Source organism: Limosilactobacillus reuteri, assembly GCF_013694365.1.
GTDB lineage: Bacteria > Bacillota > Bacilli > Lactobacillales > Lactobacillaceae > Limosilactobacillus > Limosilactobacillus reuteri_E.
On the sequence record NZ_CP059275.1, the window covers coordinates 869,018 to 885,449 of the forward strand.

A 16,432-nucleotide genomic window follows, 5' to 3' on the forward strand; every position below is an offset into this window, starting at 1 on the left:
ATGAATCTTGTATTAATGGGTCTTCCAGGTGCCGGTAAAGGTACTCAAGCTCAAAAGATCGTTGAAGATTTTCCAATTCCTCATATCTCAACTGGAGATATTTTTCGGGCAGCCATAAAAAATGAAACTCCCATGGGAATTGAAGCTAAGAAATATATTGATAAAGGTGAACTTGTTCCGGACGAAGTTACTAACGGTATCGTTAAGGAACGGTTAGCTCAAGATGATACTAAAGATGGCTTTATGCTGGATGGATTTCCTCGTAATCTTAACCAAGCAGCAGCTTTGGATAAGATGTTAGCAGAGAGTAATCGGCATCTTGATGCTGTGATCAATATTCACGTCGAACCGGATGTATTGGTAGAACGTTTAAGTGGACGTTTTATTTGCCGTAACTGTGGAACAACGTATCATAAGCTTTACAATGCTCCTAAAGTTGAAGGCACATGTGACGTTTGTGGTCATCATGAATTTTATCAGCGTGATGATGATAAGCCTGAAACGGTTAAGAATCGTCTAGATGTTAATATTAAGTTGAACACACCACTGGTAGACTATTACCAAAAGAAAGGTGTTTTGCACGAAATTAATGGTGAACAAGATATCGATAAAGTTTACGAAGATATCAAGAAAGTATTAACAAACCTAAACTAGTTGTTCACAGCCGTCAAAAATACATTCAAGGTAAAAGATATCCGTAAAAAGATTTTCTTTACATTGTTTGTATTGATTGTCTATCGGATTGGGGCAGCGATTACCGTTCCTGGAGTTAACGCTGCTGCTTTGCAGGAAATCTCCTCAACCGGTTTAGCATCAATCCTCAATACCTTTAGTGGTGGTGGATTGGAGAATTACTCTTTATTTGCAATGGGAGTTTCTCCATATATTACTGCGCAAATTGTTGTTCAACTATTACAAATGGATATTGTTCCGCGTTTTGTTGAATGGAGTAAACAAGGAGAAGTAGGACGGCGAAAACTTAATCAAGCAACCCGATGGTTAACGATTGTACTTGGATTTATCCAATCAATCGGTATTACCGCCGGGTTTAATGCATTGAGTACTATTCGTTTGGTTAATCATCCTGGTGTTCAAACGTATTTAACAATCGGTTTAATTTTAACTGCAGGTACAATGTTTGCTACTTGGATGGGAGACATGATTACTGAACGTGGCTTGGGTAATGGTGTTTCCATGTTAATTTTTGCTGGTATTGTTGCGCAAATGCCAGGTGGAATTCGTCAGTTATGGGATGACCAAATTGCTGGTGAATCTGGTTCTGCTTTGTGGATGGGAATTGGATTTGTTACTCTTGTTATTGTTGCAATTTTAATTATTGTAGCGTTTGTGACATGGGTACAACAGGCAGAAAGACGTCTACCAATTCAATACACAAGACGAACCACTACTTCACCATCCAGTAGTTATCTTCCCTTGAAGATTAACGTATCAGGTGTTATTCCTGTTATTTTTGCTGGTTCTTTTATCTCAACCCCGCAAACTATTCTTATGGCTTTCCAGCAAAACCATGGTGGGGATAGTTGGTATCAAATCATGACGACCATTTTTAACATGCAATCTGGTCCTGGGATCGCACTGTATGTATTTTTGATTGTTGTATTTACCTTTTTCTATGCCTTTGTTCAGGTTAACCCAGAAAAACTTGCTGAGAATTTGCAAAAGCAAGGAAGTTATATTTCTGGAGTGCGTCCTGGAAAGGGTACACAAGACTATATTTCTTCATTGTTAATGCGATTGAGTACAGTAGGTTCATTATTCTTAGGATTGATCTCCTTAATTCCGTTAATTGCAAGTAACGTATGGAACCTAAGTCAGTCAATTGGTTTAGGTGGTACAAGCTTACTGATTATCGTACAAATTGCTTTAGATGTTGTTCGGCAGTTAAACGGACTAACAATGAAGCGCGAATATATTGGATTTATTCGAGAACCTAAAGGAGGAAATGACTAAATGAAGTTAAACGAATTGAAGCCAGCTGCTGGTTCTCGTTCTAAGCGTCTTCGTAAGGGTCGTGGACTTTCATCAGGACACGGTTTTACATCTGGACGTGGTACTAAAGGGCAAAAGGCTCATGGAAAGACCCGTTTAGGATTTGAAGGGGGTCAAATGCCACTTTACCGGCAAATTCCAAAGCGCGGATTTACCAACATTAACCGGAAAGAATACGCAATTGTTAACTTGGCATCATTAAACAAGTTTGATGATGGTACAGAAGTTACTCCACAATTATTGATGGAAAGTGGCTTAGTTAAGAACTTGAAGAGCGGCATCAAGATTCTTGGTAACGGTAAGCTTGAAAAGAAATTAACTGTTAAGGCTAATAAGTTTTCTGCTTCTGCAGTTTCTGCAATTGAAGCTGCTGGTGGTAAAACTGAGGTGATGTAGATGGCTCAAGTAAAAGTTACCTTAATTCACAGTGTTGCCCACCGACAACCTACTCAACGTCGTACTGTTAAGGCATTGGGATTAGGTAAGATCAATAGCTCAGTTATCTTACCAGATAATGCGGCAACACGCGGTCAAATTTTTAAGATCGCTCACTTGGTTTCTGTTGAAGAAGTTAAGTAAATGGCATCATCAGAATTCATTGATCCAACAAAGTTGGATTTAGACGATCAAGTTGTAGCCATCAACCGGATTACTAAGGTTGTAAAAGGTGGGCGTCGTATGCGTTTCGCTGCTTTAGTAATTGTTGGTGACCGTAAAGGTCATGTTGGTTTTGGTACTGGTAAGGCTCAAGAAGTTCCAGAAGCTATTCGTAAAGCTCAAGCAGCTGCTGAAAAGAACTTGATTACTGTTCCTATCGTTGGAACTACTATTCCACACGAAGTTATTGGTGTATACGGCGGTGGAAAGATCATGTTAAAGCCAGCTGTTGAAGGTTCTGGAGTTGCTGCCGGTGGTGCGGTTCGTAATGTTATGGACCTTGCCGGTGTTGCGGACGTTACTTCTAAACGTCTTGGCTCTAACACACCTGTTAATGTTGTTCGTGCAACATTTGAAGGTTTGAAGCAATTAAAGAACGCTGAAGAAGTTGCAAAGTTACGTGGTGTTTCAGTAGACCACTTAGCAGAATAAGTGATTTCTAAACCAGACAAGAACAAGATCCGTCAACGTCGTCATTTACGCGTTCGCGGTAAGATTTCTGGTACTGCGGAGCGCCCACGCTTAAGTGTTTACCGTTCAAACAAAAACATTTACGCTCAATTAATTGATGACGTAAAGGGTGTGACGCTCGCAAGTGCCTCCACAAATGATAGTGAAGTAAGTGGAAAGACTAAGACTGAACAAGCTAGTGGTGTAGGAGCATTAATTGCTAAACGCGCTAACGAAAAGAACATTACTGAAGTTGTGTTTGATCGTGGTGGATACCTTTACCATGGACGTGTTCAAGCCTTGGCTGAAGCTGCTCGTGAAAACGGACTTAAATTCTAAATGAGTCGTATTGGTTACAAAGAAATTGATTTGCCAAGTGGTGTTGAAATTTCTCAAGATGGTAATGTAGTTACTGTTAAAGGTCCTAAAGGTACTTTATCTCGTGAAATTTCACCATTAATCAAAATGACTATTGATGGTAACGTTGTAAAGTTTGATCGTGATGCTGATACTAATAAGTTAAAGATGTTACACGGAACTACTCGTGCTAATGTTAACAACATGGTTGAAGGTGTTGTTAATGGTTACAAGAAGGTTCTTAAGCTTGTTGGTGTTGGTTACCGTGCTCAACTCAAAGGTAACAAGTTGATTTTAACTGTTGGTTACTCAAACCCAGTTGAAATGGATAAGCCAGAAGATGTTGAAATTAACGTACCTGACAATACTACTATCGAATTAAGCTCAATTAACAAGGAACACCTTGGTAATTTTGCTGCTGAAGTTCGTGCTGTACGTTCACCTGAACCATACAAAGGTAAGGGTATTCGTTACGAAAACGAACACATTATCCGTAAGGAAGGTAAGACTGGTAAGTAAATGTCTATGAGTGATCCAATTGCAGATTTCTTAACTCGTATTCGTAATGCTAACATGGCTCAACACGAATCAGTAGAAGCACCTGCATCAAAGATGAAGAAGGACATCGCTGAAATCTTAAAAAACGAAGGTTTCATTCGCGATGTTGAATACGTTGATGATAACAAGCAAGGCATCATCCGTGTGTTCTTAAAGTACGGTAATGACGGTCAACGTGTTATTTCTGGCTTAAAGCGCATTTCTAAGCCTGGTTTACGTACATACGTTAAGTCAGATGCTGTGCCTAAGGTTCTTAATGGATTAGGTATTGCTATCATTTCAACATCTGAAGGTGTTGTTACTGATAAAGTTGCTCGTGCCAAGAAAATTGGTGGCGAAGTTATCGCTTACGTTTGGTAATTGGCTAAAAAATCAATGATTGCTAAGTGCAACCGTCCAGCTAAGTTCTCAAGTCGTGAATACACGCGTTGTGCACGTTGTGGACGTCCGCACTCTGTTTACCGTAAATTCCACCTATGCCGGATTTGCTTACGAGAACTTGCCCACAAAGGACAAATTCCTGGTTTGAAGAAGGCTAGCTGGTAAATGGAAAACCGTTTGAAAGCTAAATACGAAAATGAAATTCGTCCAGCATTGATTGAAAAGTTTAACTACTCTTCAGTTATGCAAGCACCAAAGATTGACAAAATCGTTTTAAACATGGGTGTTGGTGATGCAACTACTAACTCCAAGAATCTTGACGAAGCTGTTGAAGAACTCGGCTTGATTTCTGGTCAAAAACCTTTAATTACTAAGGCAAAGAAATCAATCGCTGGTTTCCGTCTTCGTGAAGGTATGTCAATTGGTGCTAAGGTAACCTTACGTGGTGAACGTATGTATGATTTCTTAGATAAATTAGTTAATGTGGCATTGCCACGGGTTCGTGATTTCCATGGTGTAAGTAACAAGGCGTTTGATGGTCGTGGTAACTACACTCTTGGTATCCATGAACAATTAATTTTCCCAGAAATTGATTATGATAAAGTTAACCGAGTTCGTGGTTTAGATGTTGTTATTGTAACAACTGCACAAACTGACGAAGAATCCCGTGAATTACTTGCTCAACTCGGTATGCCGTTTGCTAAATAAATGTTCATTAAAACAGGTGATAAAGTTCGCGTAATCGCTGGTAAGGATAAGGGCAAAGAAGGTACTATTAAAAGGGTACTTGCTTCTCAAAACCGCGTTATCGTTGAAGGTGTAAATATCGTTAAGAAACACCAAAAACCAAGCAACTCAAATCCTAATGGTGGCGTTATTGATACAGAAGCTGCAATTAATGCTTCAAACGTAATGCTGATTGATCCTTCAACAAATGAACCAACTCGTGTAGGTTACAAGTTCGTTGATGGTAAGAAGGTTCGTGTTGCGAAGAAGTCAGGTAAGACACTTGACTAAGTGATTCAACAAGAAAGTCGGTTGAAGGTCGCTGATAACTCCGGTGCTCGTGAAATCTTAGTTATTAAGATTTTAGGTGGTTCCCGAGTTAAAACAGGTAATATTGGTGACATCATTGTTGCTACTGTAAAGCAGGCAACACCAGGTGGCGTTGTCAAAAAGGGTGACGTTGTTAAGGCCGTTGTTGTACGGACTAAACATGGTATTCACCGTAAGGATGGTTCATACATTAAGTTTGATGAAAATGCCGCTGTTTTAATTAACAACGACAAGAGCCCTAAGGGTACCCGTATTTTTGGCCCAATCGCTCGTGAGCTTCGTGGAGACGACTTCATGAAGATCGTTTCATTAGCTCCAGAAGTTCTCTAAATGAGTGAAGAACGTAATGCACGTAAGGTTTACCAAGGCCACGTTGTTTCTGATAAAATGGATAAGACTATCACTGTTGTAATTGATACTTACAAGAGTGCACCTATCTATGGTAAGCGTGTTAAGTACTCAAAGAAGTACTATGCTCACGATGAAAACAACGAAGCTAAGACCGGCGACACTGTACAAATTATGGAAACTCGGCCATTATCAGCTAAGAAGCGTTTCCGTCTTGTAAAGATTGTCGAAAAAGCTGCTACCCTTTAAATGAAAAGTAAAGATTATGTACAAGAACTGAATGGATTAACCACTGATAAGCTACTTGACCGTGAAAAGGAACTGAAGGAACAATTGTTTAACTTACGTTTCCAATTAGCAACCGGCCAGTTGGAAAATACTGCAAGTCTTAAGCAAGTACGCAAAGATATTGCACGGGTTAAGACAGTTCTTCGTCAACAAGAATTAAACAAATAAATGTTAGTACCAAAACGTGTAAAGCACCGTAAGGTTCAACGTGGTCATATGCGCGGTGAAGCTAAGGGTGGAAAAACTGTTACTTTTGGTGAATTTGGTTTACAAGCTCTTGATTCACATTGGATTAGCAACCGTCAAATTGAAGCTGCTCGTATCGCTATGACGCGTTACATGAAGCGTGGTGGGAAAGTTTGGATTAAAATCTTCCCACAACTCTCATACACTAGTAAAGGTGTTGGGGTCCGGATGGGTAACGGTAAAGGTGCTCCTGAAGGATGGGTTGCTCCAGTAAAACGTGGCAAGGTAATGTTTGAAGTAGGGGGCGTTTCTGAAGAAGTCGCTCGTGAAGCTTTACGTCTTGCCGGTCACAAGTTGCCAGTTCGCACTAAGATCGTACAACGTGAGGAAGTAGGTGGACAATCTAATGAAAAGTAAGTGGGTCAAAAGATCAATCCTAATGGTTTTCGTGTTGGGGTCATTCGTGATTGGACTGCAAAGTGGTACGCTGACAAGGACTTTGCTGATTACCTTAACGAAGACCTTCGAATCCGTAAGTATATTGAAAAGCGACTTGCTGATGCCTCTGTATCAACCGTTGAAATTGAACGTGCAGCTAACCGCGTAAACGTATCAATTCATACTGCCAAGCCAGGAATGGTTATTGGTAAAGGTGGTTCAGAAGTTGAAGCACTTCGTAAAGAACTTAACAAATTAACTGGTAAACGTGTTCACATTAACATTGTGGAAATTAAGAAGCCAGATTTAGATGCTCACCTTGTTGGTGAGAGTATTGCACGGCAATTAGAAGCTCGTATTGCTTTCCGTCGTGCTATGCGTGGAGCTATGCAACGTGCTATGCGTGCTGGAGCTAAGGGTATTAAGACTCAAGTTGCTGGTCGTTTGAACGGTGCAGATATGTCACGGATCGAATCATACTCAGATGGTACTGTTCCATTACATACACTCCGTGCTGATATCGATTATTCTTGGGACGAAGCTAACACTACATACGGTGTTCTTGGTGTAAAGACTTGGATTTACCGTGGTGAAGTACTTCCTACTAAGAAGAACTCAAACAATGATGAACAAGGAGGGAAGTAAATGGCTGAAAATATTACGTCAGCTAAGGCTACTGCCAAGATGGTACGGGTTTCTGCTCGTAAGGTTCGTCTTGTATTAGATGCCATTCGTGGCAAGAGTGTTGCCGAAGCATTTGCTATTTTGAAGTTCACCCCTCGTGGTGCCGCTTCAGATGTTGAAAAAGTATTAAAATCTGCTGTTGCAAACGCTGAAAACAATTTCGACTTAGATCGTGCTTCATTGGTTGTAAGTGAAGCCTTTGCTAACGAAGGACCAACTCTTAAACGGTTCCGTCCTCGTGCAAAGGGTTCTGCTTCTCCAATTAACAAGCGGACTAGTCATATTACAGTGGTTGTTACAGAACGATAGATGGGTCGTAGTTTGAAAAAAGGACCTTTCGCTGATGCTTCATTACTGAAGAAGGTTAAGGAGCAAGAAGGTTCTGAAAAGAAGACTGTCATCAAGACATGGTCACGTCGTTCTACCATTTTCCCAAGTTTTATTGGTTACACATTTGCAGTATATGATGGTCGGAAGCACGTGCCAGTTTACGTACAAGAAGACATGGTTGGTCACAAGTTAGGTGAATTTGTTCCTACTCGAACTTTCCATGGTCATGCTTCTGATGACAAGAAGACAGGTAAGTAAGTGGGAATTCGTAAATATAAAGCAACCACTAACGGTCGCCGTAATATGAACGGTTACGACTTCGCTGAAATCACGAAGACAACACCTGAAAAGTCATTATTGGCTCCGTTAAAGCACACTGCTGGTCGTAACAGCTATGGTCATATTACTGTTCGTCACCGTGGTGGTGGTACAAAGCGTCAATACCGTATTATTGACTTTAAGCGAATTAAAGATGATGTTCCAGCAACTGTTAAGGCAATTGAATACGATCCAAATCGTACTGCAAATATTGCTTTACTTGTTTACGCTGATGGTACTAAATCATACATCATTGCACCTAAGGGCTTGAAGGTTGGCATGACCGTTCAATCTGGTCCTGATGCTGATATCAAGGTTGGTAATGCTCTTCCTTTAAAGAACATTCCAGTTGGTACTGTTATTCACAATATTGAATTAAAACCAGGTAAAGGTGGTCAACTTGCTCGTTCAGCTGGTGCCTCAGCTCAATTACTTGGTAAGGAAGAAAAATACGTATTAGTACGTCTTTCTTCTGGTGAAGTTCGTATGGTCCTTGCTACTTGCCGTGCTACTATCGGTACTGTTGGTAATGATGAACACGCCTTAATTATTAAAGGTAAGGCTGGTCGTACTCGTTATGCTGGTCAACGTCCACACGTTCGTGGTTCTGTTATGAACCCTAACGATCACCCACATGGTGGTGGTGAAGGTAAGCAACCAGTTGGTTTACCATCTCCTCTTTCTCCATGGGGTAAGAAGACCGTTGGTAAGAAGACCCGTTCACACAAAGCTCGTTCAAACAAGTTCATTGTTCGTGGTCGGAAGCGCGGTCCACATACTCGTTAAATGGAAGCACGCGACATTATTTTACGTCCAGTAGTTACTGAAGCTTCAATGGCTGGTATGGACAACAAGCGTTACACTTTTGATGTTGATTTACGAGCAACTAAGACACAAGTTAAAAATGCTGTTGAAGAAATTTTTGGCGTTAAAGTTGTAAAAGTTAACATTATGAATGTAAAAGGTAAGTTAAAGCGCCAAGGTCGTTACGAAGGATACACTAAGCGTCGTCGTAAGGCTATTGTTACTTTATCTGCCGACTCAAATGAAATTAAGTTGTTTAACGACAACAACGAAAACTAAATGACTAGCGTTAATTTATATAAACAAGATGGTAGCCAAAACGGTACTGTTGAATTAAACGATGCAGTATTTGGTGTTGAACCAAATGAAAATGTTGTATTTGATGCAATTTTGCGTCAACGTGCTTCATTACGTCAAGGTACACATGCTGTAAAGAATCGTTCTGCAGTTAGCGGTGGTGGTAAGAAGCCATGGCGTCAAAAGGGTACTGGTCGTGCTCGTCAAGGTTCTATCCGTTCTCCACAATTCCGTGGTGGTGGTATTGTTTTTGGACCTACTCCACGTTCATATAAGTACAGCCTTCCTCGTAAGGTTCGTCAACTTGCAATCAAGTCTGCCCTTTCCCAAAAGGTTCTTGATAACAGCTTTGTAGTAGTTGATGCATTAAACTTTGATGCACCAAAGACAAAGGAATTCGCTGATGTTATGGGTAACTTAAACGTTGCTGAAAAGACATTAGTTGTTGTTACTGATGACGACAAGAATGCTGCTTTATCAGCACGTAACTTAGCTAATGCTACAGTTGTTACTCCAGCAGGTGTTAACATCTTGAACGTTGTTGATAACCAAAAGATTGTTATCACTAAGTCAGCTCTTTCTCAAGTAGAGGAGGTGCTCGCATAAATGACCAAAGGAATCTTAGGTAAAAAGGTTGGAATGACTCAAGTATTCACTGACAATGGTGAATTAGTTCCAGTTACTGTTATCGATGTTACACCAAACGTTGTAATGCAAATTAAGACCGTTGAAAACGATGGTTACAGTGCTGTACAACTTGGTTTTGATGACAAGCGGGAAGTTTTGAGCAACAAGCCTGAACAAGGTCATGCAGCAAAAGCAAACACGACCCCTAAGCGCTTCATCGGTGAAATCCGCGACGCTGAATTAGGGGACATTAAAGTCGGAGACGAAGTTAAGGCTGACGTTTTCGCAGAAGGTGAAACTGTCGACGTTACGGGTACTACCAAGGGTCATGGTTACCAAGGTAACATCCATAAGGATAACCAATCTCGTGGACCTATGGCACACGGTTCTCGTTACCACCGTCGTCCTGGTTCATTGGGTGCCATTATCAACCGGGTTTTCAAAGGTATGAAGCTCCCTGGTCGTATGGGTGGCAAGACTGTTACCATGCAACACTTACAAGTTGTTAAGGTTGATCTTGACAACAACGTATTACTCATCAAGGGTAATGTTCCTGGTGCAAACAAGTCTTACGTAACTATTAAGAACTCAGTTAAGGCTAATACTAAGAAGAGTCTTAGCAAACAACACAATAAATAAATGGCAAAACAAAAGATTCGTATTCGGTTAAAGGCTTATGAACACCGTATTTTAGATCAATCTGCTGATAAGATTGTTGAAACCGCTAAGCGGACAGGTGCTCAAATTTCAGGTCCTATTCCATTACCAACTGAACGGACTATCTATACTGTTATCCGTTCACCACACAAATTTAAGAAGTCACGGGAGCAGTTCGAAATGCGCACACACAAGCGTTTAATCGATATTGTTGACCCAACACCTAAGACCGTTGATTCATTAATGAAGCTCGATCTTCCTAGTGGTGTTGATATTGAAATTAAGCTTTAAATGGCTAATAAACGTGAATACCCACTTGCTAAGACTCGTAACATCGGTATCATGGCACATATTGATGCCGGTAAGACGACTGCAACTGAGCGGATTCTATATTACACTGGTAAGATTCACAAAATTGGTGAAACCCATGATGGTGCTTCACAAATGGACTGGATGGATGAAGAAAAGGAACGTGGTATTACTATCACGTCAGCAGCTACTACTGCTGTTTGGAAAGATAACCGGATCAACATCATTGATACTCCAGGACACGTGGACTTTACTGTCGAAGTTGAACGTGCATTACGTGTTCTTGATGGTGCTGTAACAGTTCTTGATGCTCAAGCTGGTGTTGAACCACAAACAGAAACTGTTTGGCGTCAAGCTGACCAATTTAACGTTCCACGGATCGTTTTTGCGAACAAGATGGATAAGATTGGGGCTAACTTTGATTACTCAGTTCAAACTATTAAAGACCGTTTGAATGTTACTCCTCTTCCTATTCAAATGCCAATTGGTGCTGAAGATGACTTTATCGGTTTAGTTGACCTTGTTAAGATGGTTGCCTATGTTTATGACGAAGATAAGCTCGGTACTAACTGGGATACTGTTGAGATTCCTGATGATATGAAGGAAGAAGCTCAAAAGCGTCATGACGAAATGGTTGAAACATTAGCTGATATTGACGATAACTTAATGGAAAAGTACCTTGAAGGTGAAGAAATTTCTGTTGATGAAATCAAAGCAGCTATTCGTAAAGGTACTTTGGAAGAACAAATTTTCCCTGTATTAGCTGGTTCAGCTTACAAGGATAAAGGTATTCAAATGATGCTTGATGCTGTTATTGATTATCTTCCATCACCACTTGATGTTAAGCCATTCGTTGCTCATGATGCTGATGGAAATGAAATTGAATTAACAGCTGGTGATGATAAGCCATTTGCTGCCTTAGCATTTAAGATTGCTACTGACCCATTCGTTGGTCGTTTGACATTCTTACGTGTTTACACTGGTTCACTTCAATCAGGTTCATACGTTCTTAATGCTACTAAGGACAAGCGTGAACGTATCGGTCGTTTGCTTCAAATGCACTCTAACCAACAACAAGAAATTCCAGAAGTATTCTCTGGTGATATTGCTGCTGCTATTGGTTTGAAGAACACTACTACTGGTGATTCATTAACTGATCCTGACCATCCACTTCAACTTGAATCAATGGACTTCCCAGAACCTGTTATCCAAGTTTCTGTAGAACCTAAGTCTAAGGCGGACCAAGATAAGATGGACAAGGGTCTTCAAAAGCTTGCTGAAGAAGACCCAACATTCAAGGCTGAAACTAATCCTGAAACTGGTGAAACTTTAATTGCTGGTATGGGTGAGCTTCACTTGGACATTATTGTTGAACGTCTTCGTCGGGAATTCCACGCTGAAGTTACTGTTGGTAAGCCACAAGTTTCATACCGTGAAGCATTTACTAAGACTGCAAGTGCTCAAGGTAAGTTTGTTCGTCAATCTGGTGGTAAAGGTCAATACGGTGATGTATGGATCGAATTTACACCACTTAAAGAAGGGGAAGGATTCGAATTTGAAGATGCCATCGTTGGTGGTGTTGTTCCTCGTGAATTTATCCCTGCTGTTGAACAAGGATTAAAGGAAGCTATGCAAAATGGTGTTCTTGCAGGTTACCCACTTGTTGACATGCATGCTAAACTTTATGATGGTAGTTACCACGAAGTCGACTCTAGTGAAGCCGCCTTTAAGGTTGCTGCATCATTAGCACTTAAGAATGCTGCTAAGAAAGCAGATCCTGTTATCCTTGAACCAATTATGAAGGTTGACATTGTTGTACCACAAGACAACATGGGTGATGTTATGGGTCAAGTAACAGCTCGTCGTGGTACCATTGATGGTATGGAAGAACGTGGTAATGCTCAATTAATCCACTCATTTGTTCCACTTTCTGAAATGTTTGGATACGCTACTGCATTGCGTTCAGCAACACAAGGTCGTGGTACCTTCACTATGACTTTCGATCACTACTCAGCTGTTCCTAAGTCTGTTCAAGAAGATATTATTAAGAAAAACGGTGGCAATAACTAAATGCCACGTAAAGGACATGTACAAAAGCGTGAAATTTTACCAGATCCAATGTACAACTCAAAGTTGGTTACTAGCTTAATTGATCACTTAATGATTGATGGTAAGCGTGGAACTGCTACTAAGATTTTATACGCTGCTTTTGATGAAATTAAGAACGAAACTGGTAATGATCCAGTTGAAGTATTCCAACAAGCAATGGAAAATGTTATGCCTGTCTTGGAAGTTAAGGCTCGTCGTGTTGGTGGTTCTAACTACCAAGTTCCGATTGAAGTTCGTCCAGACCGTCGTACTACATTAGGTCTTCGTTGGATTGTTCAATACGCACGTTTGCGCGGTGAACATACAATGGTTGAACGTCTTGCACGTGAAATCATCGATGCTTCAAACAATACTGGAGCTTCAGTTAAAAAGCGTGAAGATACGCACCGTATGGCAGAAGCCAACCGTGCATTCGCACACTACCGCTGGTAAATGCCAACCATTAACCAATTGGTACGTAAAGGCCGTAAGAGCCACAAGGGCAAGTCAAAGTCACCAGCTCTTGGTTATGTTTACAACACTTTCAAGAAAGAAGAAATTAAGACTCCATCACCACAAAAGCGTGGAGTTGCTACTCGTGTGGGTACTATGACTCCTAAGAAGCCTAACTCAGCTTTACGGAAGTACGCCCGTGTACGTCTTTCAAACTTAATCGAAGTTACTGCTTATATTCCTGGTATTGGACACAACCTCCAAGAACACTCAGTTGTTTTAATTCGTGGTGGTCGTGTTAAGGATTTACCTGGGGTTCGTTACCACATCATCCGTGGTACTCTAGATACTGCTGGTGTTGAAGGCCGTATGCAATCACGTTCTAAGTACGGTGCTAAGAAGCCTAAGGATAAGAAGTAAATGTTAGTTTTATTATTTTTATTTGGTGTTTCTGTCGCTTCATTTATTACTTCTTGTTGCTATCGTCTAGGCAATAATTGCTCTTTAATCATTCCTCAGCGGTCATATTGTGACAATTGCCATTCTATTTTGCGATGGTGGCATCTCATCCCTATTTTTAGTTTTATCATCCTTCGCGGTCAATGCTTTTATTGTAAACAAAAAATTAGTTTATATCTGCCTGTAATTGAATTCTTATCCGGGATTGCTTTTATCACTTTCATCAGCTATGAACCTATTCATGACTTAATCATTCTTCTCTTTCTCACTAGCTTAATCTTCTTAACTTCTACTGATTTTTTTAGTCATGTAATCTATTCCTATTCACTATTGGGACTATTTCCTATTTCCTTATTATCCATTCCACAAAATTATTTTTACAATTTGATTTTTGCCTGTATTCTAGCAGTCAGTTTACTATTGTTCACTATTTTTACTAAGACACTAGGAATTGGTGATATTGAATTTTTATTTGTAATATGTCTGATATGGGGATGGTACCAAACACTCATAATTATCCAATGGAGTTCTTTAATCATGCTATTCATCTTTTTGTTTACAAGAAAAAAGAAACTACCATTTATCCCCGCACTAGCTTTCACTACTATTCTGTGTCTTCTTATACAAGGCTGTTAATTGGCAAAAAAATATCAGATAGAAATTCCTGACTCAGCATTTAAAAAGACAGACTTCTCTACGAACGAAGAGCTCTCTCTTAGTGTTAATCATAAACAAATTAATATCCGTCCAATAAATGTGAGTGATCAACTACCTAAAATTAACATTTTCTGGTATGTGATTCCTTCAATTATTTTAGCTGCAATATTTTTAGCTTTTTTTAGCGCCAGAAAAATTAACACGGTCCCGATAACAGGTGATGATTATTCCATTGCTAATGGTGCATTAATCTTAGGAGTATGTAGTGGAATCCTATCGTTTTTGATAACTTTTATTATTACTAAAATTCTCGGAAAAGGGCCCAGCAAGGATTTTCATTGGCGGAGTTTGCCAACAATTACGATTGCATGTGGACTAATCATTGCATTCTCACTATCGGCAATTTTTTGGTTATTTGGCCAGATGTTTAAGGATGCACGGTTTGATATTTATACAGCAACTGCTTTTGTATTTGTAATTATTGCGGCAATAAATTATATTATGATTAACTTGGCTTTAACATTATCATCGGGAGTTATCACCAATTTATTAACAATAATGATCATTGGTGGAATGCTTTTTTCAATGCTGACGAATTCTAAACGAGATTGGTGGCGTTATAATTTTAGTTTTTTAGGAACGGCAAAAAATTCCACCAGTTTGCAATTTAATATAACTTTGATTTTTACTGGATTACTAATGATTGCTTTAGTTGATTACTTGTTTGTAAATATTCAACGTCGGTATCATGGTTATAAAATTCAAGTATTGCGGTGGCTGTTAATTATGCTAGCTATCTGTATTGCTTCTATTGGTCTTTTTCCCAATAATCCAGAATTTCACGTTTTACATGACAGAATTTCAATGTGGCTTGTTTATATTATGCTAATTCTGATTGTAGTTATTAGGTGGGTTCTACCCGAAGTCACTAAACAATTTTTGGTGATTTCTTATACGATTGGAGCCGCAATGAGTATCGAATATATTGTTTTTAAGTTAACTGATTATCTTTCTTTAACTGCATTCGAATTATTTGAATTTGGCTTAGCTTTTTCTTGGTTGCTCTTATTACTACAAAATATTGAAAACCTCGCTCAATTTGGGCAAAACTTATTTGTAGTAAAACTCAAACCAGTAAAAGATGATACTAATTAATTGATTGATGTCAATAAATTTGAAAGTATGCAGATCGGTCTGGCATCTCCAGATAAGATCCGTAGTTGGTCATATGGGGAAGTTAAAAAGCCCGAGACTATTAACTACCGGACATTAAAGCCAGAAAAGCAAGGTCTGTTTGACGAACGAATCTTTGGCCCAACCAAGGATTACGAATGTGCGTGTGGAAAGTACAAGCGTATCCGTTACAAAGGTCGTGTTTGTGACCGTTGTGGTGTTGAGGTTACTAGTGCAAAAGTTCGTCGTGAACGGATGGGGCACATTGAATTAGCTGCTCCTGTATCTCACATTTGGTACTTTAAAGGAATTCCAAGTCGAATGGGACTTGTATTAGATATGAGCCCACGTTCACTTGAAGAAGTTATTTACTTTGCTTCATATGTTGTTCTTGACCCAGGTGATACTCCACTTGAAAAGAAACAACTTTTAACTGAAGCTGAATATCGTGATAAAAAAGCAGAATATGGTGACCGTTTCAAAGCTGAAATGGGAGCTGCTGCTATTCAAAAACTTTTAGCCGATGTTGACTTAGAAAAGGAAGCTGCTGAATTAAAAGAAGAATTGAAAGAAGCTACTGGTCAAAAACGGACTCGTGCTATTCGTCGTCTTGATATTCTTGAAGCTTTCATTAAGTCAGGAAATAAGCCTGAATGGATGGTTATGGATGTAATTCCAGTTATGCCACCTGACTTGCGGCCAATGGTTCAACTTGAAGGGGGACGTTTTGCTACCTCCGATTTGAACGATTTATATCGGCGGGTTATTAACCGTAATAACCGGTTAAAGCGACTTCTTAAATTACAAGCACCTGGAATTATTGTTCAAAATGAAAAACGGATGCTAC

General features: G+C 39.7%; 29 protein-coding genes (1 of these 29 only partly in view). All 29 read left to right on the forward strand.

Annotated elements, in window-relative coordinates:
- Tightly spaced (each overlapping or abutting the next), the 29 genes in view from HHK02_RS05090 to rpoC form a layout consistent with a single transcriptional unit that may run on beyond the window.
- Window positions 1–654, forward strand: coding sequence for an adenylate kinase (locus HHK02_RS05090; RefSeq protein ID WP_278930513.1), 654 nt, complete (start codon window positions 1–3; stop codon window positions 652–654).
- Entirely contained in the window at window positions 655–1,971 is a 1,317-nt protein-coding gene (gene secY, locus HHK02_RS05095) for a preprotein translocase subunit SecY (RefSeq protein ID WP_003672683.1), read from the forward strand.
- Window positions 1,972–2,406 carry a 50S ribosomal protein L15 gene (gene rplO, locus HHK02_RS05100; protein ID WP_085680806.1) on the forward strand — a complete coding sequence of 145 codons (435 nt, stop codon included), beginning with the start codon at window positions 1,972–1,974 and terminating at the stop codon, window positions 2,404–2,406. It abuts the gene before it with no gap.
- On the forward strand, window positions 2,407–2,589 hold the full coding sequence (rpmD, locus tag HHK02_RS05105; RefSeq protein ID WP_003664541.1) for a 50S ribosomal protein L30: 183 nt from the start codon (window positions 2,407–2,409) through the stop codon (window positions 2,587–2,589).
- Window positions 2,590–3,099 (forward strand): 30S ribosomal protein S5, encoded by a 510-nt coding sequence (rpsE, locus tag HHK02_RS05110; protein ID WP_085680809.1) that lies wholly within the window; start codon window positions 2,590–2,592, stop codon window positions 3,097–3,099.
- Window positions 3,100–3,456, forward strand: coding sequence for a 50S ribosomal protein L18 (gene rplR / locus HHK02_RS05115; RefSeq protein ID WP_003664543.1), 357 nt, complete (start codon window positions 3,100–3,102; stop codon window positions 3,454–3,456).
- Window positions 3,457–3,993: a 50S ribosomal protein L6 gene (gene rplF, locus HHK02_RS05120; protein ID WP_078009227.1), complete on the forward strand. Its 537-nt coding sequence runs from the start codon at window positions 3,457–3,459 to the stop codon at window positions 3,991–3,993.
- Window positions 3,994–4,392 (forward strand): 30S ribosomal protein S8, encoded by a 399-nt coding sequence (gene rpsH / locus HHK02_RS05125; RefSeq protein WP_003664546.1) that lies wholly within the window; start codon window positions 3,994–3,996, stop codon window positions 4,390–4,392.
- Window positions 4,393–4,578 (forward strand): type Z 30S ribosomal protein S14, encoded by a 186-nt coding sequence (locus HHK02_RS05130; protein ID WP_003664547.1) that lies wholly within the window; start codon window positions 4,393–4,395, stop codon window positions 4,576–4,578. It begins immediately after the preceding gene.
- A complete protein-coding gene (gene rplE, locus HHK02_RS05135) occupies window positions 4,579–5,121 on the forward strand; it encodes a 50S ribosomal protein L5 (protein WP_003668784.1) in 543 nt (180 codons plus the stop codon).
- On the forward strand, window positions 5,122–5,430 hold the full coding sequence (gene rplX / locus HHK02_RS05140) for a 50S ribosomal protein L24 (RefSeq protein WP_152720417.1): 309 nt from the start codon (window positions 5,122–5,124) through the stop codon (window positions 5,428–5,430).
- Window positions 5,431–5,799 carry a 50S ribosomal protein L14 gene (rplN, locus tag HHK02_RS05145; RefSeq protein WP_003664550.1) on the forward strand — a complete coding sequence of 123 codons (369 nt, stop codon included), beginning with the start codon at window positions 5,431–5,433 and terminating at the stop codon, window positions 5,797–5,799.
- Window positions 5,800–6,066 carry a 30S ribosomal protein S17 gene (gene rpsQ, locus HHK02_RS05150; RefSeq protein WP_003664551.1) on the forward strand — a complete coding sequence of 89 codons (267 nt, stop codon included), beginning with the start codon at window positions 5,800–5,802 and terminating at the stop codon, window positions 6,064–6,066.
- A complete protein-coding gene (gene rpmC, locus HHK02_RS05155; RefSeq protein ID WP_003664552.1) occupies window positions 6,067–6,273 on the forward strand; it encodes a 50S ribosomal protein L29 in 207 nt (68 codons plus the stop codon). It begins immediately after the preceding gene.
- On the forward strand, window positions 6,274–6,708 hold the full coding sequence (gene rplP / locus HHK02_RS05160; RefSeq protein WP_003664555.1) for a 50S ribosomal protein L16: 435 nt from the start codon (window positions 6,274–6,276) through the stop codon (window positions 6,706–6,708).
- Complete coding sequence (rpsC, locus tag HHK02_RS05165; RefSeq protein ID WP_003664556.1) at window positions 6,709–7,374, forward strand: 30S ribosomal protein S3; 666 nt, start codon at window positions 6,709–6,711, stop codon at window positions 7,372–7,374.
- The gene (gene rplV, locus HHK02_RS05170; RefSeq protein WP_003664558.1) at window positions 7,375–7,722 is read left to right on the forward strand and encodes a 50S ribosomal protein L22; all 348 of its coding nucleotides are present in this window, start codon (window positions 7,375–7,377) and stop codon (window positions 7,720–7,722) included. It begins immediately after the preceding gene.
- Entirely contained in the window at window positions 7,723–8,001 is a 279-nt protein-coding gene (gene rpsS, locus HHK02_RS05175) for a 30S ribosomal protein S19 (RefSeq protein ID WP_003664560.1), read from the forward strand.
- Window positions 8,002–8,847, forward strand: coding sequence for a 50S ribosomal protein L2 (gene rplB, locus HHK02_RS05180; protein ID WP_003664563.1), 846 nt, complete (start codon window positions 8,002–8,004; stop codon window positions 8,845–8,847).
- Window positions 8,848–9,144, forward strand: coding sequence for a 50S ribosomal protein L23 (gene rplW / locus HHK02_RS05185; protein WP_003664564.1), 297 nt, complete (start codon window positions 8,848–8,850; stop codon window positions 9,142–9,144).
- Window positions 9,145–9,768 (forward strand): 50S ribosomal protein L4, encoded by a 624-nt coding sequence (rplD, locus tag HHK02_RS05190; protein ID WP_003664566.1) that lies wholly within the window; start codon window positions 9,145–9,147, stop codon window positions 9,766–9,768.
- On the forward strand, window positions 9,769–10,428 hold the full coding sequence (rplC, locus tag HHK02_RS05195) for a 50S ribosomal protein L3 (protein WP_003664567.1): 660 nt from the start codon (window positions 9,769–9,771) through the stop codon (window positions 10,426–10,428).
- The gene (rpsJ, locus tag HHK02_RS05200; protein WP_003664569.1) at window positions 10,429–10,737 is read left to right on the forward strand and encodes a 30S ribosomal protein S10; all 309 of its coding nucleotides are present in this window, start codon (window positions 10,429–10,431) and stop codon (window positions 10,735–10,737) included.
- Window positions 10,738–12,825 carry an elongation factor G gene (fusA, locus tag HHK02_RS05205; protein ID WP_003672254.1) on the forward strand — a complete coding sequence of 696 codons (2,088 nt, stop codon included), beginning with the start codon at window positions 10,738–10,740 and terminating at the stop codon, window positions 12,823–12,825. It begins immediately after the preceding gene.
- A complete protein-coding gene (gene rpsG / locus HHK02_RS05210) occupies window positions 12,826–13,296 on the forward strand; it encodes a 30S ribosomal protein S7 (RefSeq protein ID WP_003668788.1) in 471 nt (156 codons plus the stop codon). It begins immediately after the preceding gene.
- Window positions 13,297–13,716 (forward strand): 30S ribosomal protein S12, encoded by a 420-nt coding sequence (gene rpsL, locus HHK02_RS05215; RefSeq protein ID WP_003664576.1) that lies wholly within the window; start codon window positions 13,297–13,299, stop codon window positions 13,714–13,716.
- A complete protein-coding gene (locus HHK02_RS05220) occupies window positions 13,717–14,391 on the forward strand; it encodes a prepilin peptidase (RefSeq protein ID WP_099979536.1) in 675 nt (224 codons plus the stop codon).
- A complete protein-coding gene (locus HHK02_RS05225) occupies window positions 14,392–15,567 on the forward strand; it encodes a DUF998 domain-containing protein (protein WP_013923833.1) in 1,176 nt (391 codons plus the stop codon).
- Window positions 15,568–16,432, forward strand: partial view of a DNA-directed RNA polymerase subunit beta' gene (rpoC, locus tag HHK02_RS05230; RefSeq protein WP_003672258.1) — the 5' end (the start) only. It continues 2,771 nt past the right edge of the window; 865 of the gene's 3,636 nt are visible here — the first part of the coding sequence; its start codon is at window positions 15,568–15,570; its stop codon lies off the right edge, out of view.

What these genes read in the sequence shown, in the direction of transcription:
- HHK02_RS05090 (WP_278930513.1), top strand. Translation starts at nt 1, where the DNA reads ATGAATCTTGTATTAATGGGTCTTCCAGGTGCCGGTAAAGGTACTCAA.
- rplO (WP_085680806.1), top strand. Translation starts at nt 1,972, where the DNA reads ATGAAGTTAAACGAATTGAAGCCAGCTGCTGGTTCTCGTTCTAAGCGT.
- rpmD (WP_003664541.1), top strand. Translation starts at nt 2,407, where the DNA reads ATGGCTCAAGTAAAAGTTACCTTAATTCACAGTGTTGCCCACCGACAA.
- rpsE (WP_085680809.1), top strand. Translation starts at nt 2,590, where the DNA reads ATGGCATCATCAGAATTCATTGATCCAACAAAGTTGGATTTAGACGAT.
- rplF (WP_078009227.1), top strand. Translation starts at nt 3,457, where the DNA reads ATGAGTCGTATTGGTTACAAAGAAATTGATTTGCCAAGTGGTGTTGAA.
- rpsH (WP_003664546.1), top strand. Translation starts at nt 3,994, where the DNA reads ATGTCTATGAGTGATCCAATTGCAGATTTCTTAACTCGTATTCGTAAT.
- rplE (WP_003668784.1), top strand. Translation starts at nt 4,579, where the DNA reads ATGGAAAACCGTTTGAAAGCTAAATACGAAAATGAAATTCGTCCAGCA.
- rplX (WP_152720417.1), top strand. Translation starts at nt 5,122, where the DNA reads ATGTTCATTAAAACAGGTGATAAAGTTCGCGTAATCGCTGGTAAGGAT.
- rpsQ (WP_003664551.1), top strand. Translation starts at nt 5,800, where the DNA reads ATGAGTGAAGAACGTAATGCACGTAAGGTTTACCAAGGCCACGTTGTT.
- rpmC (WP_003664552.1), top strand. Translation starts at nt 6,067, where the DNA reads ATGAAAAGTAAAGATTATGTACAAGAACTGAATGGATTAACCACTGAT.
- rplP (WP_003664555.1), top strand. Translation starts at nt 6,274, where the DNA reads ATGTTAGTACCAAAACGTGTAAAGCACCGTAAGGTTCAACGTGGTCAT.
- rplV (WP_003664558.1), top strand. Translation starts at nt 7,375, where the DNA reads ATGGCTGAAAATATTACGTCAGCTAAGGCTACTGCCAAGATGGTACGG.
- rpsS (WP_003664560.1), top strand. Translation starts at nt 7,723, where the DNA reads ATGGGTCGTAGTTTGAAAAAAGGACCTTTCGCTGATGCTTCATTACTG.
- rplW (WP_003664564.1), top strand. Translation starts at nt 8,848, where the DNA reads ATGGAAGCACGCGACATTATTTTACGTCCAGTAGTTACTGAAGCTTCA.
- rplD (WP_003664566.1), top strand. Translation starts at nt 9,145, where the DNA reads ATGACTAGCGTTAATTTATATAAACAAGATGGTAGCCAAAACGGTACT.
- rplC (WP_003664567.1), top strand. Translation starts at nt 9,769, where the DNA reads ATGACCAAAGGAATCTTAGGTAAAAAGGTTGGAATGACTCAAGTATTC.
- rpsJ (WP_003664569.1), top strand. Translation starts at nt 10,429, where the DNA reads ATGGCAAAACAAAAGATTCGTATTCGGTTAAAGGCTTATGAACACCGT.
- fusA (WP_003672254.1), top strand. Translation starts at nt 10,738, where the DNA reads ATGGCTAATAAACGTGAATACCCACTTGCTAAGACTCGTAACATCGGT.
- rpsG (WP_003668788.1), top strand. Translation starts at nt 12,826, where the DNA reads ATGCCACGTAAAGGACATGTACAAAAGCGTGAAATTTTACCAGATCCA.
- rpsL (WP_003664576.1), top strand. Translation starts at nt 13,297, where the DNA reads ATGCCAACCATTAACCAATTGGTACGTAAAGGCCGTAAGAGCCACAAG.
- HHK02_RS05220 (WP_099979536.1), top strand. Translation starts at nt 13,717, where the DNA reads ATGTTAGTTTTATTATTTTTATTTGGTGTTTCTGTCGCTTCATTTATT.